The 22,769-nt window shown below is 63.5% G+C and carries 23 protein-coding genes; 10 read left to right on the top strand and 13 right to left on the bottom strand.

The features are described from left to right. Window positions 1–16 precede the first annotated feature (16 nt). Genes Q8O35_RS06330 through Q8O35_RS06320 form a run of 3 tightly spaced genes read left to right on the top strand, consistent with a single transcriptional unit; the run spans window position 17 to window position 2,577 of the window. Window positions 17–1,225: a diguanylate cyclase gene (locus tag Q8O35_RS06330; protein ID WP_305571799.1), complete on the top strand. Its 1,209-nt coding sequence runs from the start codon at window positions 17–19 to the stop codon at window positions 1,223–1,225. A gap of 39 nt (window positions 1,226–1,264) precedes the next feature. After that, a complete protein-coding gene (locus Q8O35_RS06325) occupies window positions 1,265–1,678 on the top strand; it encodes a DUF2784 domain-containing protein (protein WP_305571798.1) in 414 nt (137 codons plus the stop codon). After that, complete coding sequence (locus tag Q8O35_RS06320) at window positions 1,675–2,577, top strand: hypothetical protein (RefSeq protein ID WP_305571797.1); 903 nt, start codon at window positions 1,675–1,677, stop codon at window positions 2,575–2,577. The genes Q8O35_RS06325 and Q8O35_RS06320 overlap by 4 nt, the downstream gene beginning before the upstream one ends. A gap of 6 nt (window positions 2,578–2,583) precedes the next feature. On the opposite strand, the gene Q8O35_RS06315 is transcribed toward Q8O35_RS06320, so the two are convergent. From Q8O35_RS06315 to flgB, 7 genes are read right to left on the bottom strand one after another with little or no spacing between them, the layout of a single operon-like run. Continuing rightward, complete coding sequence (locus tag Q8O35_RS06315) at window positions 2,584–3,906, bottom strand: FliI/YscN family ATPase (RefSeq protein WP_305571796.1); 1,323 nt, start codon at window positions 3,904–3,906, stop codon at window positions 2,584–2,586. After that, window positions 3,890–4,708, bottom strand: coding sequence for a FliH/SctL family protein (locus Q8O35_RS06310; RefSeq protein WP_305571795.1), 819 nt, complete (start codon window positions 4,706–4,708; stop codon window positions 3,890–3,892). The genes Q8O35_RS06315 and Q8O35_RS06310 overlap by 17 nt, the downstream gene beginning before the upstream one ends. Further along, window positions 4,695–5,693, bottom strand: coding sequence for a flagellar motor switch protein FliG (fliG, locus tag Q8O35_RS06305; protein ID WP_305571794.1), 999 nt, complete (start codon window positions 5,691–5,693; stop codon window positions 4,695–4,697). Before fliG ends, Q8O35_RS06310 begins: the two co-directional genes overlap by 14 nt. Next, window positions 5,694–7,295 (bottom strand): flagellar basal-body MS-ring/collar protein FliF, encoded by a 1,602-nt coding sequence (gene fliF / locus Q8O35_RS06300; RefSeq protein WP_305571793.1) that lies wholly within the window; start codon window positions 7,293–7,295, stop codon window positions 5,694–5,696. A 57-nt stretch (window positions 7,296–7,352) separates the two neighbouring features. Continuing rightward, on the bottom strand, window positions 7,353–7,679 hold the full coding sequence (gene fliE, locus Q8O35_RS06295; RefSeq protein ID WP_305571792.1) for a flagellar hook-basal body complex protein FliE: 327 nt from the start codon (window positions 7,677–7,679) through the stop codon (window positions 7,353–7,355). 26 nt (window positions 7,680–7,705) lie between these two features. After that, a complete protein-coding gene (flgC, locus tag Q8O35_RS06290; RefSeq protein WP_305571790.1) occupies window positions 7,706–8,143 on the bottom strand; it encodes a flagellar basal body rod protein FlgC in 438 nt (145 codons plus the stop codon). Beyond that, on the bottom strand, window positions 8,144–8,554 hold the full coding sequence (flgB, locus tag Q8O35_RS06285) for a flagellar basal body rod protein FlgB (protein WP_305571788.1): 411 nt from the start codon (window positions 8,552–8,554) through the stop codon (window positions 8,144–8,146). A gap of 335 nt (window positions 8,555–8,889) precedes the next feature. Here flgB and Q8O35_RS06280 point away from each other — a divergent pair, with 335 nt between their 5' ends. The 4 genes from Q8O35_RS06280 (at window position 8,890) to Q8O35_RS06265 (ending at window position 12,652) form a co-directional block, all read left to right on the top strand. After that, window positions 8,890–9,450, top strand: a complete 561-nt coding sequence (locus Q8O35_RS06280) for a lipopolysaccharide assembly protein LapB (protein WP_305571786.1) — start codon at window positions 8,890–8,892, stop codon at window positions 9,448–9,450. 158 nt (window positions 9,451–9,608) lie between these two features. Further along, a complete protein-coding gene (locus tag Q8O35_RS06275; RefSeq protein WP_305571784.1) occupies window positions 9,609–10,208 on the top strand; it encodes an IMP cyclohydrolase in 600 nt (199 codons plus the stop codon). A gap of 219 nt (window positions 10,209–10,427) precedes the next feature. Further along, the gene (gene hflX, locus Q8O35_RS06270) at window positions 10,428–11,978 is read left to right on the top strand and encodes a GTPase HflX (protein ID WP_305571805.1); all 1,551 of its coding nucleotides are present in this window, start codon (window positions 10,428–10,430) and stop codon (window positions 11,976–11,978) included. A gap of 59 nt (window positions 11,979–12,037) precedes the next feature. Continuing rightward, window positions 12,038–12,652 carry a hypothetical protein gene (locus tag Q8O35_RS06265; protein WP_305571782.1) on the top strand — a complete coding sequence of 205 codons (615 nt, stop codon included), beginning with the start codon at window positions 12,038–12,040 and terminating at the stop codon, window positions 12,650–12,652. A 33-nt stretch (window positions 12,653–12,685) separates the two neighbouring features. On the opposite strand, the gene Q8O35_RS06260 is transcribed toward Q8O35_RS06265, so the two are convergent. Continuing rightward, entirely contained in the window at window positions 12,686–13,570 is an 885-nt protein-coding gene (locus Q8O35_RS06260) for a nucleotide-binding protein (protein ID WP_305571780.1), read from the bottom strand. Beyond that, window positions 13,534–14,136 (bottom strand): glycerol-3-phosphate 1-O-acyltransferase PlsY, encoded by a 603-nt coding sequence (plsY, locus tag Q8O35_RS06255; RefSeq protein ID WP_305571778.1) that lies wholly within the window; start codon window positions 14,134–14,136, stop codon window positions 13,534–13,536. The genes Q8O35_RS06260 and plsY overlap by 37 nt, the downstream gene beginning before the upstream one ends. Before the next feature lie 217 nt (window positions 14,137–14,353). Between plsY and Q8O35_RS06250 the strand changes: the two genes are divergently transcribed. Further along, a complete protein-coding gene (locus Q8O35_RS06250) occupies window positions 14,354–14,644 on the top strand; it encodes a DUF1844 domain-containing protein (RefSeq protein WP_305571776.1) in 291 nt (96 codons plus the stop codon). Window positions 14,645–14,647: 3 nt separating this feature from the next. Further along, window positions 14,648–15,727 carry an N-acetyl-gamma-glutamyl-phosphate reductase gene (gene argC / locus Q8O35_RS06245; protein ID WP_305571774.1) on the top strand — a complete coding sequence of 360 codons (1,080 nt, stop codon included), beginning with the start codon at window positions 14,648–14,650 and terminating at the stop codon, window positions 15,725–15,727. A gap of 85 nt (window positions 15,728–15,812) precedes the next feature. Here the strand turns inward: argC and Q8O35_RS06240 are convergent, their stop codons facing one another. The 3 genes from Q8O35_RS06240 to ruvX all read right to left on the bottom strand — a co-directional run bounded on the left by Q8O35_RS06240 (window position 15,813) and on the right by ruvX (window position 19,550). After that, the gene (locus tag Q8O35_RS06240; protein WP_305571772.1) at window positions 15,813–17,774 is read right to left on the bottom strand and encodes a molybdopterin biosynthesis protein; all 1,962 of its coding nucleotides are present in this window, start codon (window positions 17,772–17,774) and stop codon (window positions 15,813–15,815) included. A gap of 142 nt (window positions 17,775–17,916) precedes the next feature. Continuing rightward, window positions 17,917–19,125, bottom strand: coding sequence for an endolytic transglycosylase MltG (mltG, locus tag Q8O35_RS06235; protein ID WP_305571770.1), 1,209 nt, complete (start codon window positions 19,123–19,125; stop codon window positions 17,917–17,919). An 11-nt stretch (window positions 19,126–19,136) separates the two neighbouring features. Next, complete coding sequence (gene ruvX / locus Q8O35_RS06230) at window positions 19,137–19,550, bottom strand: Holliday junction resolvase RuvX (RefSeq protein WP_305571768.1); 414 nt, start codon at window positions 19,548–19,550, stop codon at window positions 19,137–19,139. A 183-nt stretch (window positions 19,551–19,733) separates the two neighbouring features. Here ruvX and lepB point away from each other — a divergent pair, with 183 nt between their 5' ends. Continuing rightward, entirely contained in the window at window positions 19,734–20,621 is an 888-nt protein-coding gene (gene lepB / locus Q8O35_RS06225) for a signal peptidase I (RefSeq protein WP_305571766.1), read from the top strand. Between the two features lie 212 nt (window positions 20,622–20,833). Here lepB and Q8O35_RS06220 read toward each other — a convergent pair whose 3' ends face one another. After that, on the bottom strand, window positions 20,834–22,747 hold the full coding sequence (locus Q8O35_RS06220) for an ATP-binding protein (protein ID WP_305571763.1): 1,914 nt from the start codon (window positions 22,745–22,747) through the stop codon (window positions 20,834–20,836). Between the last annotated feature and the right edge of the window lie 22 nt (window positions 22,748–22,769).

Raw genomic sequence — 22,769 nt, 5'->3', positions numbered from 1 at the left:
GGCGGCAGTGACTTTTATGATGAATTTCAGCACGCTTATGCCCGTGCTGCTCGGCGTTACCCTGACCCGGTTCGTGGTCATGGGCCACTATGTTTTGCACCGCAAAGTGTACCCCGGTTTCCGCACTTTCGTCCTCGCCGAGTTTTGCGCCCTGCTGAGTATGAGCTTCATATTTCTGCGCTCCAGCATGGGCGAGGCCCTGCTGCTGATGCTGCTCACCGGCCTCGGCTCCTTCGCTCAGCAGATCATTGCCTATCATGGATTGGGCGTCTATTGCCGCCTCCCCAGGCTGTGGGCCCGCACCAGGCAGAACATGCTCCTTGCCGCCGTGGCGGGGCTGGCTCTGTCCGCGGATTATATTTTCTCGCCGGACATCATGCGACGCGTGATGATCTATTCGGCAGTCTCATTGGTCATCTGCCTGCGGGTTGGCCTGGAGATACCGCTTCTGGGCCGCCGCGTCATGGCCGGAGTGACGCTGCTGTGCGCCACCTTCCTCCTCGGCGCGGCGTTACATGGCGCGCGGGGCTGGAGCATGCTCGGCGCCGTTGGCTACGACTATTCCGCGGACCCCATTCTGACCTATCTGCTGCTTTTTCGCACCCTGCAGAGCGTGCTGGAGTTCTATGTGGTGTTCTCCATGAACTCGCAGTTGCTTGAGGTCGATCTGCGCGCCGCCACAGCCCAGGTGGCCCACATGGCCCAGACCGACTCCCTGACGGGCGTCCTCAACCGGCGTGGGCTGCAAGTCCTGGGGGCCGAGGCCTTGCGCAAGTCCCTCAGCCAGGGCCGCCCGGCCTCGGTTATCATGCTCGACCTGGACCACTTCAAGCGCGTGAACGACACCTTGGGCCATGTGGCGGGCGACGAACTCCTGCGCGACGTGGCCGCCCTGTGCCAAGGCTCCCTGCGTGGTGAGGACGTGTTCGCCCGCTACGGCGGCGAGGAGTTCGTGGTCGTGGTGCCATTTTCCGACGTGCGCGAGGCCCGGCAATTGGCGGAGCGCATGCGCCAGGCCGTGGAAACAACAATTTTCCCGGTGATGCAGGGCCAGTTCGTCACTGCCAGCTTTGGCGTGGCGAGCGTCCGGAAGGGCAATCTGCAAGCGCTGCTGCGGTGCGCCGATGAGGCGCTGTATGCTGCCAAGAGGGCTGGCCGCAACCGCGTGGTGCTGGCCTTGGGCCCCGACGAAGCGGCCCAGGCGGGCGAGGCTGCGCCGGCCTAGGCAAAAGCGCAGGGGGCTCATAACGGGCCGGAGGCCTCCATGGATGACCACACCTTGCTGCTTCTCGCCGACATCGTGCTTGCGGCCCACGCGGCCCTGGCGCTCTTCCTCACCTTTGGCCTTGTGGTCATTCTTGTGGGCGGCCCGCTGGGCTGGCGATTCGTGCGCAATCGCGCCTTCCGCATAACGCACCTCGCGGGCATGGCCGTCGTGGCAGGGGAGTCGCTGCTCGGCCTCACCTGCCCGCTGACGGATTTCGAGGCGGCTTTGCGCACGGCGGCGCGCGCGCCCGCATACGGCGAGAGCTTCATAGCCCACTGGCTGGGCAGATTCCTGTTCTATGACTTCGACGAGCGGGTGTTTCTGGCACTGTATCTGGCCGCGCTGGGGCTGACCCTGTGGGCGTGGCGGAGGTGGCGTGCGAACAGTGGAAATGGAGGAGTCATCACATGAGAAGAGGACAGTTTGTCGCGCTGCTTTTTGGGGTGTTCCTCGTTGCTTGGTCCCTGCTGGGGGCTGTGCCGGAAGCGCAGTGCGCCAGCGTGGAAACCCGGTTCCTTGTCGCCAGCGACGCCACGGGCCAAATGTCCGAAGCGGAGTTGAAGGACCAGGCCGAGCTGGCGCAGGCGACGCTGGATCGGGTTCTGGAGTTCTGGTCCGTTGATGCCGAAATTGGGCAATTCGGAAAAATTCGCGTCATTTTCGATCAGCCGCGCCGGGAGAATTATTCTTGCGTCTTCTACTGGGAGAGAGGCCCTCTTGGCCGCGTGCGCGCCATTCGAGTTTTCGGTTACCAAGGCGGGACGCAGATGCTGGCGCACAAGCTCACCAGCGCCATTTTTCCCCAGCCGGATAAGCTGATTCGCAACATGATGGGGATTCTCGCGGAAACCTGTGTGGGCAACCCGAGGACCTTTCCGCGTTGCGGATTCAGCGCCGACGAATGGGTTTTGGCGCTTTTGAGGATGGACGCGTTCCTGCCCCTCAAGGATTTGGGGCCGGACCACGAATCCTGGGGCATGTCGGATGGGGGGAATGGCAGGCTCATGGTGTTGGACAGGGTCCGGCAGCACCGCGCCTACGCCGAGGCAGGTTCCTTCGGACTTTATCTGTACACGCGGTATGGGTTGGAGAAGATCAAGAAGTTCCACCGGCTTTCCGGCCAGGGCGCACGTCCGGCGCAGGAGGTCTTCGGGCTTGGGATGGATGAGCTTGAGCTGGACTGGCTGGCTGCGCTGCGGCAGGGCGAGAAGTCCAACGGAGCGAACGTTGCGGTGGTGCACAGGCTGTTTCAGGGAAACCCGCGCACGGCCTGTGTGATGGCGCAGCGGGTTTCCGCCGGGGTGCGGTGAGGAATTCTAGCTTCCCGCCGCCGCAAGCTCTTTCAGCTTGGCGAAGCAGGCGTCCAGGGGCTCGTTGTCGCCCACGTACTGCTGCAAATAGGCGTTGATGGGCGCGACCATGGCGATGGCGCGGTCCACGTCCGGGCTGGCGCCCTTCTGGTACGCGCCGATGTTCACCATGTCCTCCACGCGCTTGAAGGTGCTCATGAGCCGCAGCACCGTGCGCCCGGCCTCGATGTCCTCGCGCGCCACCACCTCGCTGCGCAGTCGGCTGATGCTCTTCAACACGTCGATGGCCGGGAAGTGCGCCTGGTCGGCCAGTTCTCGCGTGAGTACGATGTGCCCGTCGAGGATTGAGCGCACCGCGTCGGCGATGGGTTCGGTAAAGTCGTCGCCGTCCACCAGGACGGTGTACACGCCGGTGATGGAGCCCACGGCGCTCTTGCCCGCGCGCTCAAGCAACTGCGGCAGCTGGGCGAAGACGCTGGGGGTGTAGCCGCCGCGCGTGGGCGGTTCGCCCGCTGCCAGGCCCACCTCGCGCCCGGCCATGGCGAAACGCGTCACGGAGTCCATCATCAGAAGAACATCAAGGCCCTGGTCGCGATAGTACTCGGCCACGGCTGTGGCGGCATAGGCCGCGCGCATGCGGATTAGCGGGCTCTTGTCGCTGGTTTCCACGATGACCACGCTGCGCGCCATGCCTTCCGGCCCCAGGTCGCGCTCGATGAACTCCACCACCTCGCGGCCACGCTCGCCCACCAGGCCGATGACGTTGATGTCGGCCTTGGTGTACCGGGCCATCATGCCCATGAGGGTGCTTTTGCCAACGCCGGAGCCGGCCATGATGCCCACGCGCTGGCCCTTGGCCAGGGTCAGCAGGCCGTTGATGGCGCGCACGCCAACGTCCAGCGGCTGGTCGATGCGCGGGCGCTCCATGGGGTTGGGCGGGGTGCGGTAAAGCGGAACAAAGGCTTCGGGCGCGAACATGCCCTTGCCGTCGATGGCCTCGCCAAAGGCGTCGAGGGTGCGGCCCAAAAGGCCGGGGCCCACCGGGAAATGCGGGGGCGAGGCGGAATTCCTTATCAGGCTGCCCGGGCGGATGCCGCGCAGGTCGCCGTAGGGCATGAACAGGCAGGAGCCTTCCTTGAAGCCCACCACCTCCGCCGGGATGGGGGTGGAGTCGCGGTCCTCGGGCAGCAGGTGGCACACGGAGCCCACAGGGGGGCGGATGCCCTGGCCCTCGGCGATGAGGCCCACCACGCGCGTGACCTTGCCAAAGGTTTGACAGAGGTCCAGGTCGTCAAAGGCCTGGCTGACGGCTTCAGGGTTGAGGGTCACTGCCTTCCTCTCTGGCCTGGGCAAGGTCTTCCGGCAGGGACAGCTGGTCCAGGTAGGGATCAAGCAGCGCCACGCGGTTGCCCAGGGCGTTGTCGGCCAGCATTTCCGGGGTTTCCAGCACCACGCCGCCCATGGTCAGGCTGGCGTCGGTGGCGAGCTTCCACTGGCCGAGGTCGGGACGGCTGACTTGGATCTGCTCCATGAGGCTTCTGGCCAGCTCGAAATCTTGCGGCGACACCTTGAGGGTGAACTCGCGGTGGGCGTCCAGCCGTGAACAGGCCTCGTCCATGAGTCGCTCCAACACTTCGGCGCGGCGCGCTTCCATCTCCACGCCCAGGGCCTTGCGGGTGAAGCTCTTGGCCAGAGTGGCGAAATCCTTGCGGCGCGCCTCCCAGACTTCCTGGCCCAGGGTCTGGATGCCGGCCAAAAGGGCGCTCATGGCCTGCACGTGGCTGGTCACCTCGGCGTCCAGGCGCACCTGGGCCTCGGCCTCGGCTTCGGCCCGGGCCTGGGCCACGGCCTCGTCCACTTCGGCCCTGGCCAGGTCGCGGATGGCTTGCGCTTCGATCTGCGCCTTGTGCATGGCCTGGGCGACGATCTCGCGCGCCAGGGTTTCGGCCTTGGCCCGGCAGCGGGCGATGTACTCGACCTCGGTGGCCTCGTCCCAGACGGGCTTGTGGCGCTTTCCCTCGATCTCCTGGATGGTGACGAAGCCTGCGCCGGGGCTGTCGCAGCCCATGAGCACGCGGCCTGAGTAGCGCGGAGCGGTCTTCGGGGGCGTCTGCGGGCTAGATGAATTCATCGCCGCCACCTCTGCTTATGGCGATGCGGCCCTCGGCTTCGAGGCGGCGCACCGTCTTGACGATATTCTGCTGGGCGCCCTCCACCTCGGAGAGCTTCACCGGGCCCATGATCTCCAGATCTTCGCGGATCATGCCTGCGGCGCGCTCGGACAGGTTCTTGAGGAACTTGTCCTTGAGGTCGTCGCTGGCGCCCTTGAGCGCCTTGGTCAGCTCCTCGTTGGAGATGTCCTTCAAAAGTTCGCGGATGCTGCGGTCGTCCAGGCCCTTGATGTCCTCGAACACGAACATGAGGTTTCGGATGTCGTCGGCCATCTGCTGGGATTCTTCCTCGATCTCGGACAGGACTTCCTCTTCGGTGGCGCGGTCCACGGCGTTGAGGATTTCGGCCACGGCATTGACGCCGCCGACCTTCTTGCCTTCCTTGCCGCCCATGGCGATGAGCTGGCTCTGGAGGACCTTGTCCACCTCGTGGAGCATCTCCTCGGCCACGGCCTCCAGCTTGGCCAGGCGCATGAGCACTTCCGGCCGCACGCCGCTGGGCAGATTGGACAAAAGTTCGGCGGCCTGGTCCGGGTGCAGGTGGCCCAAAATAAGGGCCAGGGTCTGCGGATGCTCGTTTCTGAGGATCTGGGCCAGGATGCGCGGGCTGACGTTTGAAAGTTCCTGGAAGGGCGTTGGGCCGGTGTCGATCTCCAGGCTGTCCAGAATGTACTTGGCTGTTTCAGAATCAAGAGCCTTGGTAAGAAGGCGCTTCACCTGCTCGGCCCCGCCGGTCAAAGTCTCGGCGCCGTATGTTATGGCGTCGTTGAACTCTTTCAGCACATCCACCACGTCTTCGCGGGATACGGAATCGATGTCCAGCATGGCCTTGGAGACGGCGGCGATTTCCTGACGCTCCATGCGCTTGAACGCTTCGCTCGTGAACTTTTCGCCCAGGGCGAGCATGACGATGGCGGTTTTCTGGGGACCGGTGAAGCTGGCCACTTACGCCTCCTGTCTGGCCCACGACTTCAAGAGCCGGATAGCCTGATCCATGTTCTGTTCGCTCAACTGCACGGCCTGGCTCTTCAAGAGTTCCAGACGGCGGGCCGTATCCAGGGCCTCTTCGGGGACCTCGATGGTCTCCTCGATGGCCAGGCGTTCGTCGGTGCTCGGCAGACTCGCCAATTCCTCAACCTCCTCCTCGGCCACCTTGGGCCGGATAAGGGCCATGACCACGGGACGGACAACCAGGATCAGGAAGAGGAAGATCAGCAGTCCCGTCAACAGCGGCTTGCCCAGCTTGCCGCCCAGGTCGATGAAGTTCTTCACCAGGGAAGAACCCTCGCCAAGATCCACTGCGCCGAAGGCGATGCTCGACACCTCAAGGGTGTCGCCGCGGTCCTTGTCGAGCCCGACAGCGCTGGAGACCAGGCTCTTGATGCGGGCCATTTCCTCTTCGCTGCGGGGCACGTAGGTCATCTGGCCGGTCTTTTCGTCCTTGGTGTACGTGCCGTCGACGATAACAGCAACCCCCAGGCGCTTCAACTCGCCCACAGGGGAAACAATCTGCTGCTCTTCCTTGTTGATCTCGTAGTTGGTGGTGCGCGTTTCGCGGGTGGAGTCCTGGGAGCTCTGGGTGCCGGTGAAGCCGTCGCCGCGGAAGTTGGCCTCGGGCACGGCGCCGTCGAGGTTGGCCTTGCCGGAAACGGTTTCCTCGCTTCTGCTCTCGCTTCTGACCACCTGGCCGTCGGGGTTGAACAGTTCCTTCTTGATGGTCTTGTGGCTGAAGTCGAGCTCGGTGTTCGCGCGGGCTATGATCTTCTGGGGGCCGATGACTGGGGTCAGGAGCTCCTCGATGCGGCGCTCGATCTTGCGCTCCATCTGGGCCTTGTACTCAAGCTGGGTGGTGTTCATGCCGGCGGACTCGTCATCCGCAGGCTGGTAGAGGGGCTGGCCGTTCTGGTCGGAAATGGTGATGCGCTTCTTGTCCAGGCCCTCTACGGCCATGGTCACAAGATTGACGATGCCCTGCACTTCCTTGGGCTCAAGCTTGCCGTCCTTCTCCTTCAGCTTCAGCACCACCGAGGCCGAGGGCTGGGTCTGCTCCTCGATGAACAGGCTTTTCTTGGGCACAACCAGGTGCACGCGGGCGTTCTCGATCTTGGGGAACTCCGCGATGGTGCGGGAGAGTTCGCCCTGCAGCGCGCGCTGGTAGTTGATGTGCTGCACGAAATCGGTCTGGCCGATCTTCACTTCGTCGAAAATTTCAAAGCCGATGCCCTGGCCGTGGAGATTGCCCTCGCTGGCGACCTTCAGGCGCAGCTCGTACACCCGGTCGGCGTGCACCAGCACCGTCTGGCCGTCGTCCGCGAGCTGGTAGGGCTCCTTTGTGGCCTTCAGCAGGGTGACGACCTTGGAGGCGTCCTCGTTGGAGAGTTTTGTGTAGAGCACCTTGAAGTCGGGCTTGTTCATGAAGATGATGCCAGCCGTGAAGGCCGCCACCAGAACAACGGCCAGACCGCCGATGAGCATCTGCTGGGACATGCTGCGCGCGGACCAAAGGCCCTTGGCCTTCTCGAGTAATTCAGCGACTTTCGGGTGCATGCTCTCTCTCCTGTTCTCTTGAGGCTGTTCTCTTTACGACGCGTTCTGGAGCGGTGCCTAGAACTGCATCTTGGTAAGTTCCTGGTAGCTGGCCAGGATCTTGTTGCGCACGGCGCTGGTCATGCTCATGGCCAGTCCGGCCTTTTGCAGCGAGATCATCAGTTCGTGGACGTTGTGGTCTTTGCCTGCGGCGAAGGACTCCACCAGGCTGTTCTTCTCCTGCTGCATGGAGTTGACCTTGTCCAGGCTGCCCTTCATGGCGTCCATGAAGCCGCCGGCGGGCTTCTGGGCGTTGTTGACGCCGGAGGCGAGGCCGTGTTCGGCGTTCTGGTGGGTCTTCAGGGCATTTTGGTAAGCCTGCATGGCGACGGACTTGACGATCATGGTGAGTCTCCTTGATTTTCCGAAGGCTAGCGGGCGATCTGCAGGGCCTTGTTGAACATGGCCTTGGTGTCCTGAATGGCCTGAACGTTGGCCTCGTATGACCGCATGGTGGTGATCATGTTGGCCATCTCCTCAACCACGTTGATGTCCGGGTACTTGACGTAGCCTTCTTTGTCCGCGTCTGGGTGGCCGGGCTCGTGCACCATTTTCATGGGGCGCTTGTCGGCGACGATGCCGCGCACGATGACGCCCTTGAGTTCGCGGTTTTCCGCGTTCTCCATTTCCTTGTCGAAGGGGTTGAACACCGGGCTGGCGGCAAAGGCCACGCTCTTGCGCTGATACGCGCCGCCTTCAGGAGTCCTGGTCGTCTTGACGTTGGCCAGGTTCATGGAGATGACGTTCATGTACGTGCGCTGAGCCTTCATGCCCGAGGCGCTGATGTCGAGTGCGCTCATGAAGTCCATTTACTTTCCTCCATCCTGAATGGCGGTTTGAAGGCCGCTGAAGTTCTTGGCGATGATGTCGGTGAGGGCGTTGTACATCATGGCGTTCTTGGCCATGGTGGTCATTTCCTTGTCCAGGTCCACCACGTCCTCGCCGTGAACCGTGCGCGGCTTCCAGTCCGCAAGGGCCTTGCCCTGGAACCCGTTGACATCGAAATTCGCGGGCAGATGGTTCGAATTGGTTCGTGTCATCTTGCCGCGCTGGTCCATGTGCATGGCCTTTTGCAAATCACCCTCGAACTCCAGCTTGCGGGCCTTGTACTTTGGGGTGTTTACATTGGCGATGTTGGCCATGACGACATTTTGACGTTCCAGGCGCAGGTCCAGAACCTTTTCCATTACGCCGAACTGTCGACCGAAAAGACTCTTCATGCCTTGTCCCTCCTGGCTTTTGCCCTTTTCTGCCGGGTGCCGACCGAGTGGCCCGCCTTCCAGCTTGGCTGGTACATAGCAAAGGCCGTTCCAAGTTTTTAATATGCTCAAATATAAGGACATTTAACTAGCGTCGCTGGTTTTGGCCTGCCCCGCGCCATTATGTTGTTATCGCGCGCGTGAGGGGGCGCTGGCGGAGCAGGGTGGGGTGGGGCGGCAGGAGATGATTGGTGCATTGGCACACATGCTGCATGTGCCGGGCAGGCTCCCAAGAGCCACGCAACTTTTGCCGTCCGCATGGAGACGCGGGCAGTTTGGGAAAACGGAGGGGAACCATGAGTCATCTGGATTACGAGATCAACAAGGAACTCGGCGAGTGCTACCTTTTCATGGGCGAGCTCGACAAGGCCGAGGACTACTACAAGAAGGCCGCGTCATCCAACGGCATCCACCCGGATCCGTACCTGGGCCTGGCCACCATCGCTGTGCAGCGCGGGGATCTTGCGAGCGCCCTGATTCTGTACACGAAGGCCCACGGCATCGACGCCAACGACAAAACTTTCGCCGGCATCGGCCTGGTCAAGATGGAGCAGGGGGAGAAGGAAGAAGCCTTCGGCCTGTTCATTGAGGCCCTGGCCAAGAATCCGGAAAACATGGTCGCGCTGCTCAGCGTCATCCGGCTCGGACATGAGCTGGAGAAGCTTCCGCAGATCATCCCGGCCCTGGAGAATTATCTCTCCATTCATCCGGGCAAGAGCGAGGTCCGCTACTCTCTGGCTGGCTGCATGGTCTGTCTCGACCGCAAGGACGAGGCCCAGGCTCTGCTTGATCAGATTGTGGCCCAGGACCCCGGCTTCGCCCCGGCGCGGGAACTGCTGGCGCAGCTCGACGACTAACTGACGGTCTCCCCTCCCAATTGGCTCTCTGTCCCCGTCCGGTCGGTCGGGCGGGGACAGGGAACCGCATACGGGAAACCATCAGCGGCCGCGAAAACGCCCCGGCTTGCCTTGGGTCGGATCTTCTGGCACAATCTCTGAAACCAGAGAGGCTGTGCATGGATTTCCTTCCCATCAGACGGGCCATACTGTCCGTCACCGACAAGTCTGGATTGGCAGATTTCGCGTCCTTCCTCACCGCGCGCGGCGTGGAGCTCATCTCCACCGGCGGCACCCACAAAAAGCTTGTGGCCGCCGGGCTTAAAGTCACCAGCGTCAGCGATGTCACCGGCTTCCCCGAGATCATGGGTGGCCGGGTGAAAACGTTGCATCCGCGCGTTCACGCCGGAATCCTGGCGGACAAGGACAACCCCGGACACTTGCTCACCCTGGAGGAGCTGCGCATTCAGCCCTTCGACATGGTGTGCGTGAACCTCTATAATTTTGCGGATGCCGCAGCCAAGGGCGTTGATCTGCGCGCCGCAGTGGAGGAAATCGACATCGGCGGGCCGTGCATGCTGCGCGCCGCCGCCAAGAATTTCCATTCCATGCTCGTGGTGCCCGATCCCTGCTACTATCCGCGCGTCCAGGCCGACCTTGAGGCCAATGCCGGAGGCGTTTCCCTGGCTCTGCGCCGCGAACTCGCCGCAGAGACCTTCGCCCGCGTCTCGACCTATGACAACATGATCGCCAAATACCTGGCGAGCGCTCCCCTGTAACGACCCTCCGGGAGGCTTTTTCCCATCGCCCAGAAACCGCAAGGCAACATTCAGGGCCTCAAGCCCAATCAGATACAGCGCCTCACCCGCCTCACCACCCGCCGGTTTCCGCCGGCGGGTGGCGGCTACACCACCGACCAGGCGCGCGAGCTGGCCATCCTTTCCCGCGACCTGGGCAGGCAGCTCGGCCTGCTCATCGACCGCCAGGGCCGTGTGGAGATGCTCATCGTGGGCGAGCCCGCAGGCATCTTCATCCCTGAGCTGCCGCGCTCCCGCCTGGGCGAGACCCGCCTGCGCGGTCTGCGCCTGCTGCACACCCATCTGAACGGCGAAGTCCTGTCCCAGGAAGACCTCATGGACATGGTCTCCCTGCGCCTGGACAGCGTCTGCGCCCTCACCGTTGGTCAGTACGGCGAACCCCAGCAGCTCCATGTGGCCCACGTGGTGCCCATGAACGCGCAGGCCTCGGGCGAGAGCAAGCCTTACGACGTGCTTCCCCCTGTCCGTTTCGATCTTTCCGGCGTGGATTTTTCCGCCCTGGTGCAGGCCCTGGAGGACGAGTTCGCCCGGTCCGAGCGCGGCGTCCATGAAGACAAGGGCCGCGAGCGCGCCATCCTGGTCAGCGTGTCCTCGGCCCCGCGCGTTGTGCAGGAGCGCAGCCTGGACGAGCTGGCCGAGCTGGCCCGCACGGCTGGACTGGCCACGCCAGCGCGCCTGATTCAGCGCGTGAACAAGGCCGACGCCCGGTGCATCCTGGGCAAGGGCAAGCTGCAGGAACTGGAAGTTTTGTGCCTGCAAGCAGGCGCGCAGATCGTCATTTTCGATCAGGACCTTGCGCCCTCGCAGTTGCGCAACCTGGCCGAGACCACCGAACGCCGCGTGCTGGACCGCACCCAGCTCATTCTGGACATCTTCGCCAGCCGGGCCACCAGCCGGGCGGGCAAGCTGCAGGTGGAAATGGCGCTGCTCAAGTACACGCTGCCGAGGCTTGTGGGCAAAACCCCGGCCATGTCGCGCCTCATGGGCGGCATCGGCGGGCGCGGCCCCGGCGAAACCAAGCTTGAGATCGACCGCCGCCGCGTTCGCGAGCGCATCACCAAGGTCAAGAACGAGCTGGAGGACGTGCGCAGGCACCGCTCCGGCACGCGCGAGCGCCGCTCCAAGGCCGGTTGCCCGGTCATCGCCCTTGTGGGCTACACCAACGCGGGCAAGTCCACGCTCTTGAACACCCTCACCGGCAGCGAAGTGCTGGCCGAGAACAAGCTTTTCGCCACCCTCGATCCCACGAGCCGGCGCATCCGCTTCCCGCGCGAGCGCGAGGTCATCCTCACCGACACCGTGGGCTTTATCCGCCGCCTGCCGCCGGACCTGAAGGAAGCCTTCCGCGCCACGCTGGAGGAACTGGAGTCCGCCGATGTGCTGGTGCACGTGGCCGACATCTCCCACCCGGAGGTGGAGGAGCAGATCGCCGCGGTGGAGGGCATTTTGGCCGAGATGGACCTGGCCAACACCCCGCGTCTGCTCGCGCTCAACAAGTGGGAGCTGCTTTCCGAAGAACAGCAGGAGGTCATGGGCCGCCTGTACCCGGCGGGAATCCCGGTGACCGCGCTGAAACGCCCGGGCCTGACCCCGCTGGTTGCGGCGATTCTCGGCCTGCTGCCGGTGGAGCCGCTCAACGGCCCGCCCCGCGACCCCAACGCCCCGCACGAGGAATCCGGCGGCGACGTGAGCTACTGGGACGTGGAGATGGGCAGCGACGTGGTGCAGTAGGGACTTCGGCGCATTTGCAACGCCCTGCGCCTGACGGGGCAAGACGAGGCGGTGCCAGCATGGACTCGACAGACACGCCAGATACGACAGCCGCGAAACGACACATCTACGGCCAGGGCGACCTGGACGGGGCCTGCTTTCTGTACGCGGTGGTCAACGCCTACGTGGCCCTGTGCGGCAAAGCGCCGCAGTTCGACGCCGTGTGCGCGGCCTTTGCCCAGGTGGACCACCCAGGCGACTTCCTGAACGGCATCGTGGGCACCACGGGCCAATACGACGGCAATTATGCGCTGCTTCAGGACAACCTGGAGCGGGTGCTTTCCCGGCTCGGCGGCGAAACCTTTCATGTGCAACGCATGGAGGGGCCGACTGACGCCGAATCCCTTGGCGCGCTCATCGGGCCGCAGAGCGTGGCGGTTGTGCGCTACCAGGGCAATTCCGCGCTGACGCGGGACATGGACCATTGGGTCTGCGCCGTGGCGGGCGATCCGCAAAGCGGCGGCACCTTTGTGGCCTGCTCCGTGCGCTTCCAGAAATCCTTCTGCGGCTCAGAATGCCGCTACGCCGAGACCTTCCACCCGCAGTCCGGGCGCTGGTCCAACGACCTGCTGCACATCGGCGGCGAGGTGAAACTCGTCGAGGGCGAAGTGTTTTGCGTGAGGGTGGCGGGGTGATGGGGGGCTGGTTGGACAGAAGAAAAACTTTTGTTAGATTTTATAGCCAGCAGCTTTTAGCTCTTTGATAATAGCGTAGGCTATGGTCTCGATGGATTGGTCAACCTTCTTGTGGAGTAGTCCCTTAAGATCACTTGGTATCTCGATGTCGCCTTTGTGTAAACAGCATACACGATTTCTCCCCAGCCTTCCGACGAAGAAACCAAGTTCAAAGATAACATTTGGGCGTGCTCGTTTCTCTTTTTCCCTGTCAGTATCATCAAGCTTGTCTTGGATTATTGTGTATGCAATTTCGTCTGGGGTTAGCAGTACAAAGGCATACCCAACATCGCTATGCTTTTCAAATTTTTCAATGACCGTCGCGCCTTCGTCTGGCTTCCTGTGAAGGACGATGGGGTCGAGCCCGATTTCTTGAATAAACTGTTCTGTCTCAGTTTTGAGCGCTGAATCGTGTCCGTGAACGATGAAAACACGATTTGAAAAAGCTGGAGAACTGCTGCTATTTTGTTCTACATTAAGTTCTTGAAAGAGATCTTCTTGGACAATTTCCTTCAACAGTTCAAGAGCTTTCAGTAAAGTTTCTTTAGCGCGAGAGAAATTCTCGGGTCCATACTCTTTCGTTTGGATTCTATCCCCAATTTCTACTAGTCCCACTGCGGCTGAATTTGCTGCCGCATGCTTCTTGATTAAATTGTAAACACGCTTCTTCCATGCAACCCATTCTGGCTTTGTTGCTTCTCCATATTTACCAAGAGAACTTTTATCGTGATAGCAGAAATTATCGAATGAAAAAGATTCGCCGTCAGAAATCAATTTGTTAATTACTTTGATTACGCTATCCACGATGTGTATTCCTTGGTGAGTTGTACTTGTCTGGCATCCTACGCCCCCGCCTCGCACTTCTTCCCCTTCCTCCACGGCATCTCCTGGCCCTTGTTCAGGCGCAGGATGTTCTCGCGGTGCCGCCAGAACAAGAAGAGCATCACGCCCGCAGCCAGCGGAATCATGCTGACGTTGCCCGTGAGCAGGCAGAACACCGGCAGCGCCAGGGCCAGGGTCAGCGAGCCCACGCTCACGTAGCCGGACAGCCAGATCACCAGCAGGCAGCAAATGGCCGAGAGGATGAGCGCGCCCGGAGCAAGCGCCAGAAACACGCCCACCGTTGTGGCCACGGCCTTGCCGCCCCGGAAGTTCAGCAGCGGGGAGTACGCGTGGCCCATTATCGCCGCCAGCCCGATGAGCGAAAGCGCGATCCAGCCCGTATCCGCCGGGGCCAGCACGCAGGGCAGAAAGCCCTTGAACAGGTCCAGGGCCAGGGTAAGCACGCCCCAGGGCGTTCCGCACAGCCGCGCCACGTTGGTGGCGCCCACGTTGCGGCTGCCCGCATCGCGCGGGTCTATGCCTTTGACGAAACGCGCCACGTACAGGCCAAAGGGCACCATGCCCAGGCCAAAGGCCATCAGGAAGAGCAGAAACGCGATCATGGGCACTCCTTGAAGCAGAATCGGAACGTTGAGCAAGGCCCTTGTACATTGTTCGCCCCTGGTTGCAAAGTGGGGGCACGGTGGGGGCACGGTGGGGGCAGGGCGTGGCGCAAAGCCTTGCGCGGCAGGGTGAAACGCGTCCAGGTCCGCGTGCGGTCTTGTGCCCTGGCCGGGGAAGGTGTAGCATGACCCAATTCAGAATGTGACGGAGGCGATCATGTCCGATACCAAGAGCTGCGGGTGCGGCGAACACCTCATGGGCTTGCCGGAAATAGATTTTTCCACCTTTGTGCTGTCCCTGTCCTCCTCGGCCATGGTGCACCTGGGCGAGGCCGTGGATCCCAGCACCGGCAAGCTGGACGTCCAGCCCCATCTGGCCAAGCAGGTCATCGATATCCTGGGCATGCTCCAGCAGAAGACCACCAACGGTCTGGATGATGAGGAGCAGAAGCTTCTGTGCGAGATGCTCTACACCCTGCGCATGAAATACGTGAACAAGGTGGGCTGAGACATGCCCAGCAAGAATTTCGAGCGCATTCCCGTGGGCCTTGTGGGGGTCACCGGCTACACCGGCATGGAACTGACCCGCGTTCTGGCTGGCCACCCCGGCCTGGAGCTGGTGCGGGCCACCAGCCGGTCTGAGGCGGGCAAGACCCTGGCCTCGCTGTACCCCTATCTTTCCGGCCCCGGCGACCTGGGCCGCATGGGCGCGCTCACGGTCACCATGCCCGACCCGGCCGACCTCGCCGCCTCGTGCAAGCTGGTGTTCCTGGCCGTTCCGCACAAGACCGCCCAGGAAATCGCCGCCGCGCTCATTGAAAAGGGCGTGAAGGTCGTGGATCTTTCGGCGGACTTTCGCCTGCGCGACAAGGCCACCTATGAGAAATGGTACGCCACGCCGCACACCCAGCCCAAGCTTCTGGCCGAGGCAGTGTACGGCCTGCCCGAGCTGTACCGCCACAAGATGGCTGGAGCGCGGCTCATCGCCAATCCGGGCTGCTACCCAACCTCGGCCATTCTGGGCCTTGCGCCCGCCCTGGAGCAGGGTCTGGTCCACACGGGCGACATCGTCATCGACTCCAAGAGCGGCACCAGCGGCGCAGGCAGAACTGCGGGCGTGGGCACGCTGTTCTGCGAGGTGTCCGACACCTTCCGCGCCTACAACCTGACCCGCCACCGCCACACGCCGGAGATCGAGCAGGAAGCGTCGCTTCTGGCGGGCGAGGACGTTGCCCTGTCCTTCAATACGCACCTTTTGCCCATCAGCCGGGGCATCCTGTCCACCATCTACACGCGGCTGGTGAAGCCCCTTTCCCTGGCCGAGGTCCACGCCATTTATGCCGAGCGCTACAAGAACGAAGACCTTGTGCGCGTGCTGCCCGCAGGCACCCTGCCGGAAACGCGCTTCGTGCGGGGCACCATGTTCTGCGACATTGGCCTTGCCGTGGACGAGCGCATCGGCAGGCTCATCATCGTCACCACCATCGACAACCTGTGCCGGGGCGCTTCGGGCCAGGCCGTGGCCGGGGCGAACCTCATGCTCGGCCTGCCGGAGACGCAGGGGTTGCCCCTGGCCCCGCTCATGCCGTAAGGCTGGGGCCTTCCCATACGACGCGAAAAAGCGCCGGACTGCTGCTGCGGTCCGGCGCTTTTTTTGCGTGTGCAGGCGTGGGAGGCTACTTGCCCAAGCCCATGCCCGGCGTCATTACCTTGCCCGTCAGCGGCGTGTCGTAGCCGCCGAGGCCGCGCATGCGCTCCTGGAACTGCGCGGTGCCGATGACCTGGCGCAGGGTCTGGATGCGCGGGTCGTCGAGGCATGCCGTGGGCAGGATGAGGTCGTAGCGTTCGCGGGCCAGGGGCATGAAGTCCAGATCCAGGGCTTTGGCCGCGGCATAGATGCCCTGGCCGCAGTCCGCCGCGCCGGTGAGCACGTTCACGGCCACGGCCATGTGCGTGTATTCCTCGCGGTCATACCCGCGCACCTGCTCCGGGCGTATGCCCGCCTTGTCCAGGTGATGATCGAGCAATATCCGCGTGCCTGCGCCGCGCTGGCGGTTGATGAAGTTCACGTCGGGCCGGGCCAGATCGGCCACGCCCTGGATGTTTTTGGGGTTGCCCTTCTGCACCATGAGCCCCTGGTGGCGGATGGCCAGGTTGATGACTGTGAGATCCAGTCCGGGCAAGTGCTTGGCAAGGAAGGGGAAGTTGAAGTCGCCGCTGTCGGGATCGAACAGGTGGCAGCCCGCGAACAGGGCCGAGCCGTTTTTGAGCGCGGTGAGGCCGCCCATGCTGCCCACGTGGCTCGACACCAGGGAAAGCGGTTCGCCCAGGCCCATGAGCTCGTTGGCCAACAGGTCCAGGATGTTGTCGTGGCTGCCGATGTGAACGAGCACGCTGTCCAGCCCGGCCAAGGGCACCAGCAGCTCCGCTTCGATGATGGCGTCCTGCTCCAGGCCCTCGCTCTGGGCCGGGATGCGTGTGATTGCCTGGGCCTTGGTGAGGCTGGTGATGAGCCCGGCCCCGCGCGCCAGGGGGGCGGCCACGTAGCTGCCGCCGACCCTGCCCACGGCCAGCCGCACGATCTCCTCCATGCCGGGGCGGCTTGGAGTCTTGCGCGCCAGCCGCGCGGAAATCTTCTGCCTGCCTGGCGTGGCCTGGCGCATGAGCCAGCGCACGATGGGCTGGAGAACGTCCTCCAGGCAGACCACGGCGCTGACGGGATAGCCCGGCGCGCCCACAAGCAGCCGCCCCTCGAAGAGCCCGCTGGTGAGGCCCAGCACGGTGGGTTTGCCCGGCATGACGGAAATGCCGTGGGCCAGCAGCTTGCCGAAGCTCTCGAAGGTGCTGCGGGTGAAATCTTTGCTGCCTGCGCTGGAGCCTGCGCCCACCACGACGACATGGGCGCCGCTTGCCAGGGCTGCGGCCACGGCTGCGCGCAGGGCCTCCGGCTTGTCGGGCACGGGAGCGGTGAAGCTGGGCAGCGCACCCCAGGAGGCGGCGATGGCCCGGAACACCTGGGAGTTGCTTTCAATGACCTGGCCGGGGCCAGGGGTTGGGCAGGCCGTGAAGTCCAGCACCTCGTCGCCGGTGGGGATGAAGGTCAGGCGCACGCGCTCCCACACGGAGAGTTCGAAGATGCCTGCGGCCAGCAGCGCGCCCACGTCATAGGGCGAGAGGGTGTGGTTCTGGGGCAGCAGAAGCTCGGTGGCCACGATATCCTCGCCGATGCGGCGCACGTGCTGCCAGGGGAAGGCCGGGGACTCGATGCGCACCGTGTCCTCGTCCATCTGCTCCACCTGCTCGATCATGACCACGGCGTCCATGCCGTCGGGCAGGGAATGGCCGGTGTTGACTGGCACGAAGCCCGCGCCCTTTTTCAGGGTCACGGGGCTGCCTTCGCGCGCGGCGAAGGTGGCTGATGAACTGACGGCGATGCCGTCCATGGCTGCGGCGTGGAAGGTGGGCGATGAGCAGCGCGCGAAAATGGGCGCGCTGGTCACTCTGCCGCAGGATTCATGGGCGGGAACGGTTTCCGGGCGAATGAGCGCGGCGCGGTCCAGGGCGTCTTTGGCGCGCTGAACCGCCTCGGCCGGGGCGATGGTGGAGAGGTAGATGTTGCGGTCTTCGGAACTGCTCATGGCCGCCTCCAGGGGTGTGTCAAATATGACAGAAGAATGCCCCAGTGGTGCGGAGGTGTCAAGAAAAGAGCAGGGTTGCGCGGTTCGGCACAGGCCGGATCATGTGGCGTGGAACGGGCCAGGGCAGGGCAGTCCTGTGCGTTCAGGTTGATTTAAGCTGGCGTTTCGCCTCGCCGCCGGACTTTTCCTGGCGCGAAACCTCCGCAGGCTTTGTTTTGCCTGCTTTGCTTTTTTCCTGCTTGGGCTTTGGCTGCGCGGCTTTCTCCTGTTTTGCGGGCTTACCCTTGGGCTTTGGCGCTGGGGCGGCAGCCTTGGCAGGCTGGACAGCGCCCGGAGCCTGCGGGGCGGACTGGTAGGCCTCCGCTCTGCGGTGGCGCTGGAAGCGGTTCACGGCGCGGTTGTGCTCGTCGAGGGTGGCGCTGAACTCGTGGCTGCCGTCGCCCCGCGCCACGAAATAGATGTACTCGTGGGCCTCCGGGTTCAGGGCGGCCTTGATGGCCTCCAAGCCGGGGGAGCAGATGGGGCCTGGCGGCAGCCCTGCGCGGGCGTAGGTGTTGTACGGGTTGGCCGCGTCCTCCAGGTGAACGCGCTTGAGGTCGCCGTCAAAGGCCGGGCCCAGGCCGTAGATGGTGGTGGGGTCGCATTGCAGGCGCATGCCCAGGCGCAGGCGGTTCACGAACACCCCGGCGATGCGCGGACGCTCGGTGGCGTCGCCGGTTTCGCGCTCCACCAGTGAGGCCAGGATGACCAGGCGCTTGAGTTCCTCCGCCGGGGGCGGGCCCTGGGGCCAGAGTTTTTTTACCTGGCGGTCGAATTCCTTGAGCATGGCCTCCACGGCCACTGTGCCGTTGTCGGCCTGAGTGCGCGGCAGTTGGTAGGTTTCCGGGAACAGGTAGCCTTCGGCCGAGTCGCTGGGGATGGAATATTTCGAGAGCAGGGTGGCGTTCTTCATGGCCTGCTCAAAGCTGGCCTGATCGGTGAGTCCCTCAGCCTCGAAGAGTTTTGCCGCCGTCCACCAGGGAAGCCCCTCGCGCACGGAAACGCGGTGCTGGATGCCGCTGGTGGTGGTGATGACGCGCAGGATCTCCTGCGGTGGCCAGCCGGAGCTCAGGAGGAACTCGCCCGCCTTGGCCGATGTCAGGTTGCCGTGCACCTTGGCCAGCAGCACCATGGCCTGGGCGTTTCTGATGAGCCCCTGGGTTTCCAGCTCGCGGGCGATTGCAGGCAGCGTCATGCCTGGTCGGATGAGCACGATGGCTTCGCGGCCTGGCGCATCCGCCGGACCGAGGAAATAGATTGTGGCTCCGGCGAGAGCCGTCGCAACGGTTGCGACGAATCCAAGCAGGATCAACAGCAGGGGTTTTACGCGGGATTTTGGGCGATCCAGGTTTCCAGGATCTGCACCGCCGCCTGGCTGTCCAGGCGCACTTTTCTCTTCCGGCTGCACAGACCGGCCTCCTTGAGCTGAGCATCCGCCGCTGCGGAGCTCAAGCGTTCGTCCATGAGATGCACGGGCGCGGTGATGCGCCGGGCAAGGCTTTCGGCGAAGTTCCGGGTCTGCCGGGTGGTCAGGGAGTCGCCGCCGTCCATGGTCAGGGGCAGGCCCACAACCACGGCCTCCACTCCCTCGGCCTCAATGAGCGCCTTGAGCGCTTCGAAGAGTCCGTCGCGGGTGGTGCGCGTCAATGCGGGCCGGGGGAAGGCCATGCGGCCTTCGGGGTCCGTAAGGGCCAGGCCCACGCGGACCTGTCCGTAATCAATTCCGAGCACGCGCATGGTGGTGTCCTTTCGCCCCGGCGCAGACCATGCGGCACAGAGGCGCATGCGAAGCCGGAGCGGGCGGAGTGTGGGGCAAAGGCCGGGTTTGTGTCAAGGGCGCGGACGGCGCGAGCAGGCGGCCCGTGGCATATTTCGCCCCCTTGCAACCCTTTGCCTCCTGGGGCGTCATCTGCTAAAGACATGAAGAGAGCAACCAACGAGGCGCGAGCCATGCATCTGAACGTCCTGCCCCGAAACTCCGGCGTGTCCGCCGGACCTCCAGCCAGTCCGCGAAAGCCCTGGCTGGCGGCCTTGCTTTCCTTTTTGTGGCCTGGCCTTGGCCAGGTGTATAATGGCCGATTCCGCAAGGGCATGGTGCTGCTCGCCTTTGCCGCCGCTTGGCAGCTGCTGGGCATCGGCGCGGCGGAGACCTTCCGCTGGTGGGTATCGTCCCTGGCCGGCTACCTGCTGCTCTCTCTCTACGCCGCCTGGGACGCACGGCGCGTGGCCAAACTCCTGCACGACTTCATCCCCGGCCCGCGGAACACCCCGGTGGTCTACCTGGGCATCATCGTCGTCATGGCGACGGTATCTGTCGTCGCGGGCCAGGCCGAGCGCTGGGCTTTTCCCATCTATAGCGTGGCCCAGACCTCAATGCGCCCCACCTTGCGCTCCGGCGACCGCTTGCGCTGCGCCGCCCTGCGCCCGCGCGACATCATCCGGCGCGGCCAGCTGGTGGTGTTCCAGTATCCGTCCGAGCACTCGCTGATCTTCGTCAAGCGCGTGGTGGGCCTGCCGGGCGAGGTGGTGGAGGTGGAGGACGGTCTGGTGTACATCAACGGCGATCCCATCGACGAGGGCTATTACGCATCGCGCTGGCCGGGGGGCAAGAGCCTGGACATGTCGCCCGCACGCCTGGCGCCGGATGAGTATTATGTCATGGGAGACAACCGCCACGCCTCGTTCGACTCGCGCAGCTACGGGCCGGTGAATCGCGCGCGCATGCTGGCCACGCCGCTTTACGTCATCATGTCAATGGACGAGCGCGGAAGGTTGCACCTGGACCGCACGGGCCTGCCCGCCAGATAGCTGCGCGGGCGCAATGCCCTTTGTGAGGCTGGTCTGCGGCGTGGGGAAGTATTGCAGAGCGCGCTTTTCTTCATTCCAGCAGCACACTCTTGGAGCCGACGTGGCAACGCGTCGGCTTTGTGGTTTGAGGGCTGAAAGAGCTTCCGCCGGGCCGATTGGGGGGCAGGTTGCATGGATAGCATTGCCTCGCCACAGAAAGCCGATCTTCGGGACTAGGTTTTGGACAGAGGCTCCAGCGCGGGAAGGCCAGCGGCTTTGGCCCTGCGCAGGGCCATGAGCAGGGCCTCTGGCTGCACCGGCTTGGTCACGTAGTCGTCCATGCCGGAGGCTATGAAGTGCTCGCGGTCGCCGGGCAAGGCGTAGGCGGTGAGGGCGATGATGCGCACGCGCGGCCTGCCCTCCTGCTCCTCCAGGGCTCGGATGGTCTTGGTTGCCTCCACTCCGTTCATGATCGGCATCTGAATGTCCATGAGGATGCAGTGATAGCGCCCCTGCCGGAAAGCCTCCACCCCGGCAAGACCGTCCTGGGCGCTGGTCACATCGTGCCCCATCCGCGTGAGCAACACCTGGACTGAGATTCTGCTCACCTCTTCGTCTTCCACCAGCAGCAGGCGCAGGGGCTCCGAGGCCGCACCAGGCCCAGGGCGTTGGGACCCGGCGGGTTGTTCAGAAAGCGGCGCCTGCGGCAGCGCAAGGGGAATCTGAAGTAAAAAGGTGGTGCCCGTCCCTGGCTCGCTGTCCACGTCGATGCTGCCGCCCATGAGATCCATGAGGCGCTTGACGATGGCCAAGCCCAGCCCCACGCCCTGGTAGCGCCGGGTGTAGGAGCCGTCTACCTGGGTGAACCGTTCGAACACATGCCCGAGCTTGTCCTCTGGAATGCCGATGCCCGTGTCGCTGATGGATAGGAAGAAGCGCACCTCGGCGGAGTTCTTCACGCTGGAACTGGCCCAGGCTTCGATCGTCACCGAGCCCTTTGGGGTGAACTTTACGGCGTTGCCCACAAGGTTGAAGAGCACCTGACGCAGGCGGGCCTCATCGCCCACCAGAATCTCAGGCAGAAGGGGATCCGGGGTCACGATGAGCTTCAGGCCGTGCTTGGCGCATGCGCTCTGGAACATGGTTGCCACGGTATCGAGCAGGTCGCGGGGGTTGAAGGGCTGGCGCTCCAGCTTCAGTTGACCAGCCTCCACGCGGGAGATGTCGAGGATGTCGTTCAAAAGGGCCAAGAGCCTGGTGCCGGAGTCATAGGCCATGCCTATGTAATTGGACCGTTCCTTGGGCGCGTTTTCTTCCTTGAGCAGTTGCAGCATGCCCAGCACGCCGTTCAACGGGGTCCGGATCTCATGGCTCATGTTGGCCAGGAATTCGCTCTTGGCCATGTTGGCTGCTTCCGCTTCTTTGCGGGCTTGGTGCTCCTTCTGGATGCTTTGCATGAGCTTCCTTCCGCCAAAGATGGCCAGCCCGATGCCGAAGGCCCAAACGAGAAGATGCCCAACGGCGGTTTTGGCGGCGTATGAGCGAAACGCCATGACCTGCGCCTCAACCGGCAGGGCCACGCTGATGCCCCCTCTGATGTCACCCTCGGCGTATCCCTGCTTGGCGTGACACTTGAGGCAGGGCTTTTCGGTGATCATGGGTCGCATGAATCGGAACTGGTTTTGCCCTTCAACCTCCACAAGTGCGTATGCTTCTGTCGCGCCGCGTTCAAAGGACTCCAATGCCGCGCGTTCCCAGGGGGTCGGGGCATTCTGCGGGCGTATGGGCTTCAGGCTGGTGATGTGTCCTTGCACGCCTGAGCCGTCCTGTTGAATTTCGTGGGCCTGACGTGTCATGTAGGCCGGGTTGATCATTGTCAGGTGCTTGCCCGTATCGGTCCGCAGGTCGCGGTCAGGAACATCAAGGTAGGGATTCGGCTGGTTGTTTTCGTTCACTTCCACGTAGACGCCGCCGTGAAAAGCGTTCCAGAGTCGGAAGGTGATGTCCTTTTCAAAGGCCATTTGCGCTGCTGCGCGGAACTGCTCCTGCATTTGCCGGTGGTTCCCGCTGATGATCAGTCCGGCAGACAGGACGGCGAGCAGAGTCCAAACCAGGCAGGCGATTATGATGTGCTTGGGTTTGGGCATGGCGGGTTTTCTCCTGCTCTGT

Source organism: Humidesulfovibrio sp. (assembly GCF_030689645.1).
Taxonomy (GTDB): Bacteria; Desulfobacterota; Desulfovibrionia; order Desulfovibrionales; family Desulfovibrionaceae; genus Humidesulfovibrio.
Note: the sequence above shows the minus strand (reverse complement) of the source record. Positions and strands in the feature narration are given on the sequence as shown.

Coding starts and splice junctions, on each gene's coding strand:
- Q8O35_RS06330 (WP_305571799.1), top strand. CDS start 17: ATGATGAATTTCAGCACGCTTATGCCCGTGCTGCTCGGCGTTACCCTG.
- Q8O35_RS06325 (WP_305571798.1), top strand. CDS start 1,265: ATGGATGACCACACCTTGCTGCTTCTCGCCGACATCGTGCTTGCGGCC.
- Q8O35_RS06320 (WP_305571797.1), top strand. CDS start 1,675: ATGAGAAGAGGACAGTTTGTCGCGCTGCTTTTTGGGGTGTTCCTCGTT.
- Q8O35_RS06310 (WP_305571795.1), bottom strand. CDS start 4,708: ATGAATTCATCTAGCCCGCAGACGCCCCCGAAGACCGCTCCGCGCTAC.
- fliF (WP_305571793.1), bottom strand. CDS start 7,295: ATGCACCCGAAAGTCGCTGAATTACTCGAGAAGGCCAAGGGCCTTTGG.
- fliE (WP_305571792.1), bottom strand. CDS start 7,679: ATGATCGTCAAGTCCGTCGCCATGCAGGCTTACCAAAATGCCCTGAAG.
- flgC (WP_305571790.1), bottom strand. CDS start 8,143: ATGGACTTCATGAGCGCACTCGACATCAGCGCCTCGGGCATGAAGGCT.
- flgB (WP_305571788.1), bottom strand. CDS start 8,554: ATGAAGAGTCTTTTCGGTCGACAGTTCGGCGTAATGGAAAAGGTTCTG.
- Q8O35_RS06280 (WP_305571786.1), top strand. CDS start 8,890: ATGAGTCATCTGGATTACGAGATCAACAAGGAACTCGGCGAGTGCTAC.
- Q8O35_RS06275 (WP_305571784.1), top strand. CDS start 9,609: ATGGATTTCCTTCCCATCAGACGGGCCATACTGTCCGTCACCGACAAG.
- hflX (WP_305571805.1), top strand. CDS start 10,428: ATGCTCATCGTGGGCGAGCCCGCAGGCATCTTCATCCCTGAGCTGCCG.
- Q8O35_RS06265 (WP_305571782.1), top strand. CDS start 12,038: ATGGACTCGACAGACACGCCAGATACGACAGCCGCGAAACGACACATC.
- plsY (WP_305571778.1), bottom strand. CDS start 14,136: ATGATCGCGTTTCTGCTCTTCCTGATGGCCTTTGGCCTGGGCATGGTG.
- Q8O35_RS06250 (WP_305571776.1), top strand. CDS start 14,354: ATGTCCGATACCAAGAGCTGCGGGTGCGGCGAACACCTCATGGGCTTG.
- argC (WP_305571774.1), top strand. CDS start 14,648: ATGCCCAGCAAGAATTTCGAGCGCATTCCCGTGGGCCTTGTGGGGGTC.
- Q8O35_RS06240 (WP_305571772.1), bottom strand. CDS start 17,774: ATGAGCAGTTCCGAAGACCGCAACATCTACCTCTCCACCATCGCCCCG.
- ruvX (WP_305571768.1), bottom strand. CDS start 19,550: ATGCGCGTGCTCGGAATTGATTACGGACAGGTCCGCGTGGGCCTGGCC.
- lepB (WP_305571766.1), top strand. CDS start 19,734: ATGAAGAGAGCAACCAACGAGGCGCGAGCCATGCATCTGAACGTCCTG.
- Q8O35_RS06220 (WP_305571763.1), bottom strand. CDS start 22,747: ATGCCCAAACCCAAGCACATCATAATCGCCTGCCTGGTTTGGACTCTG.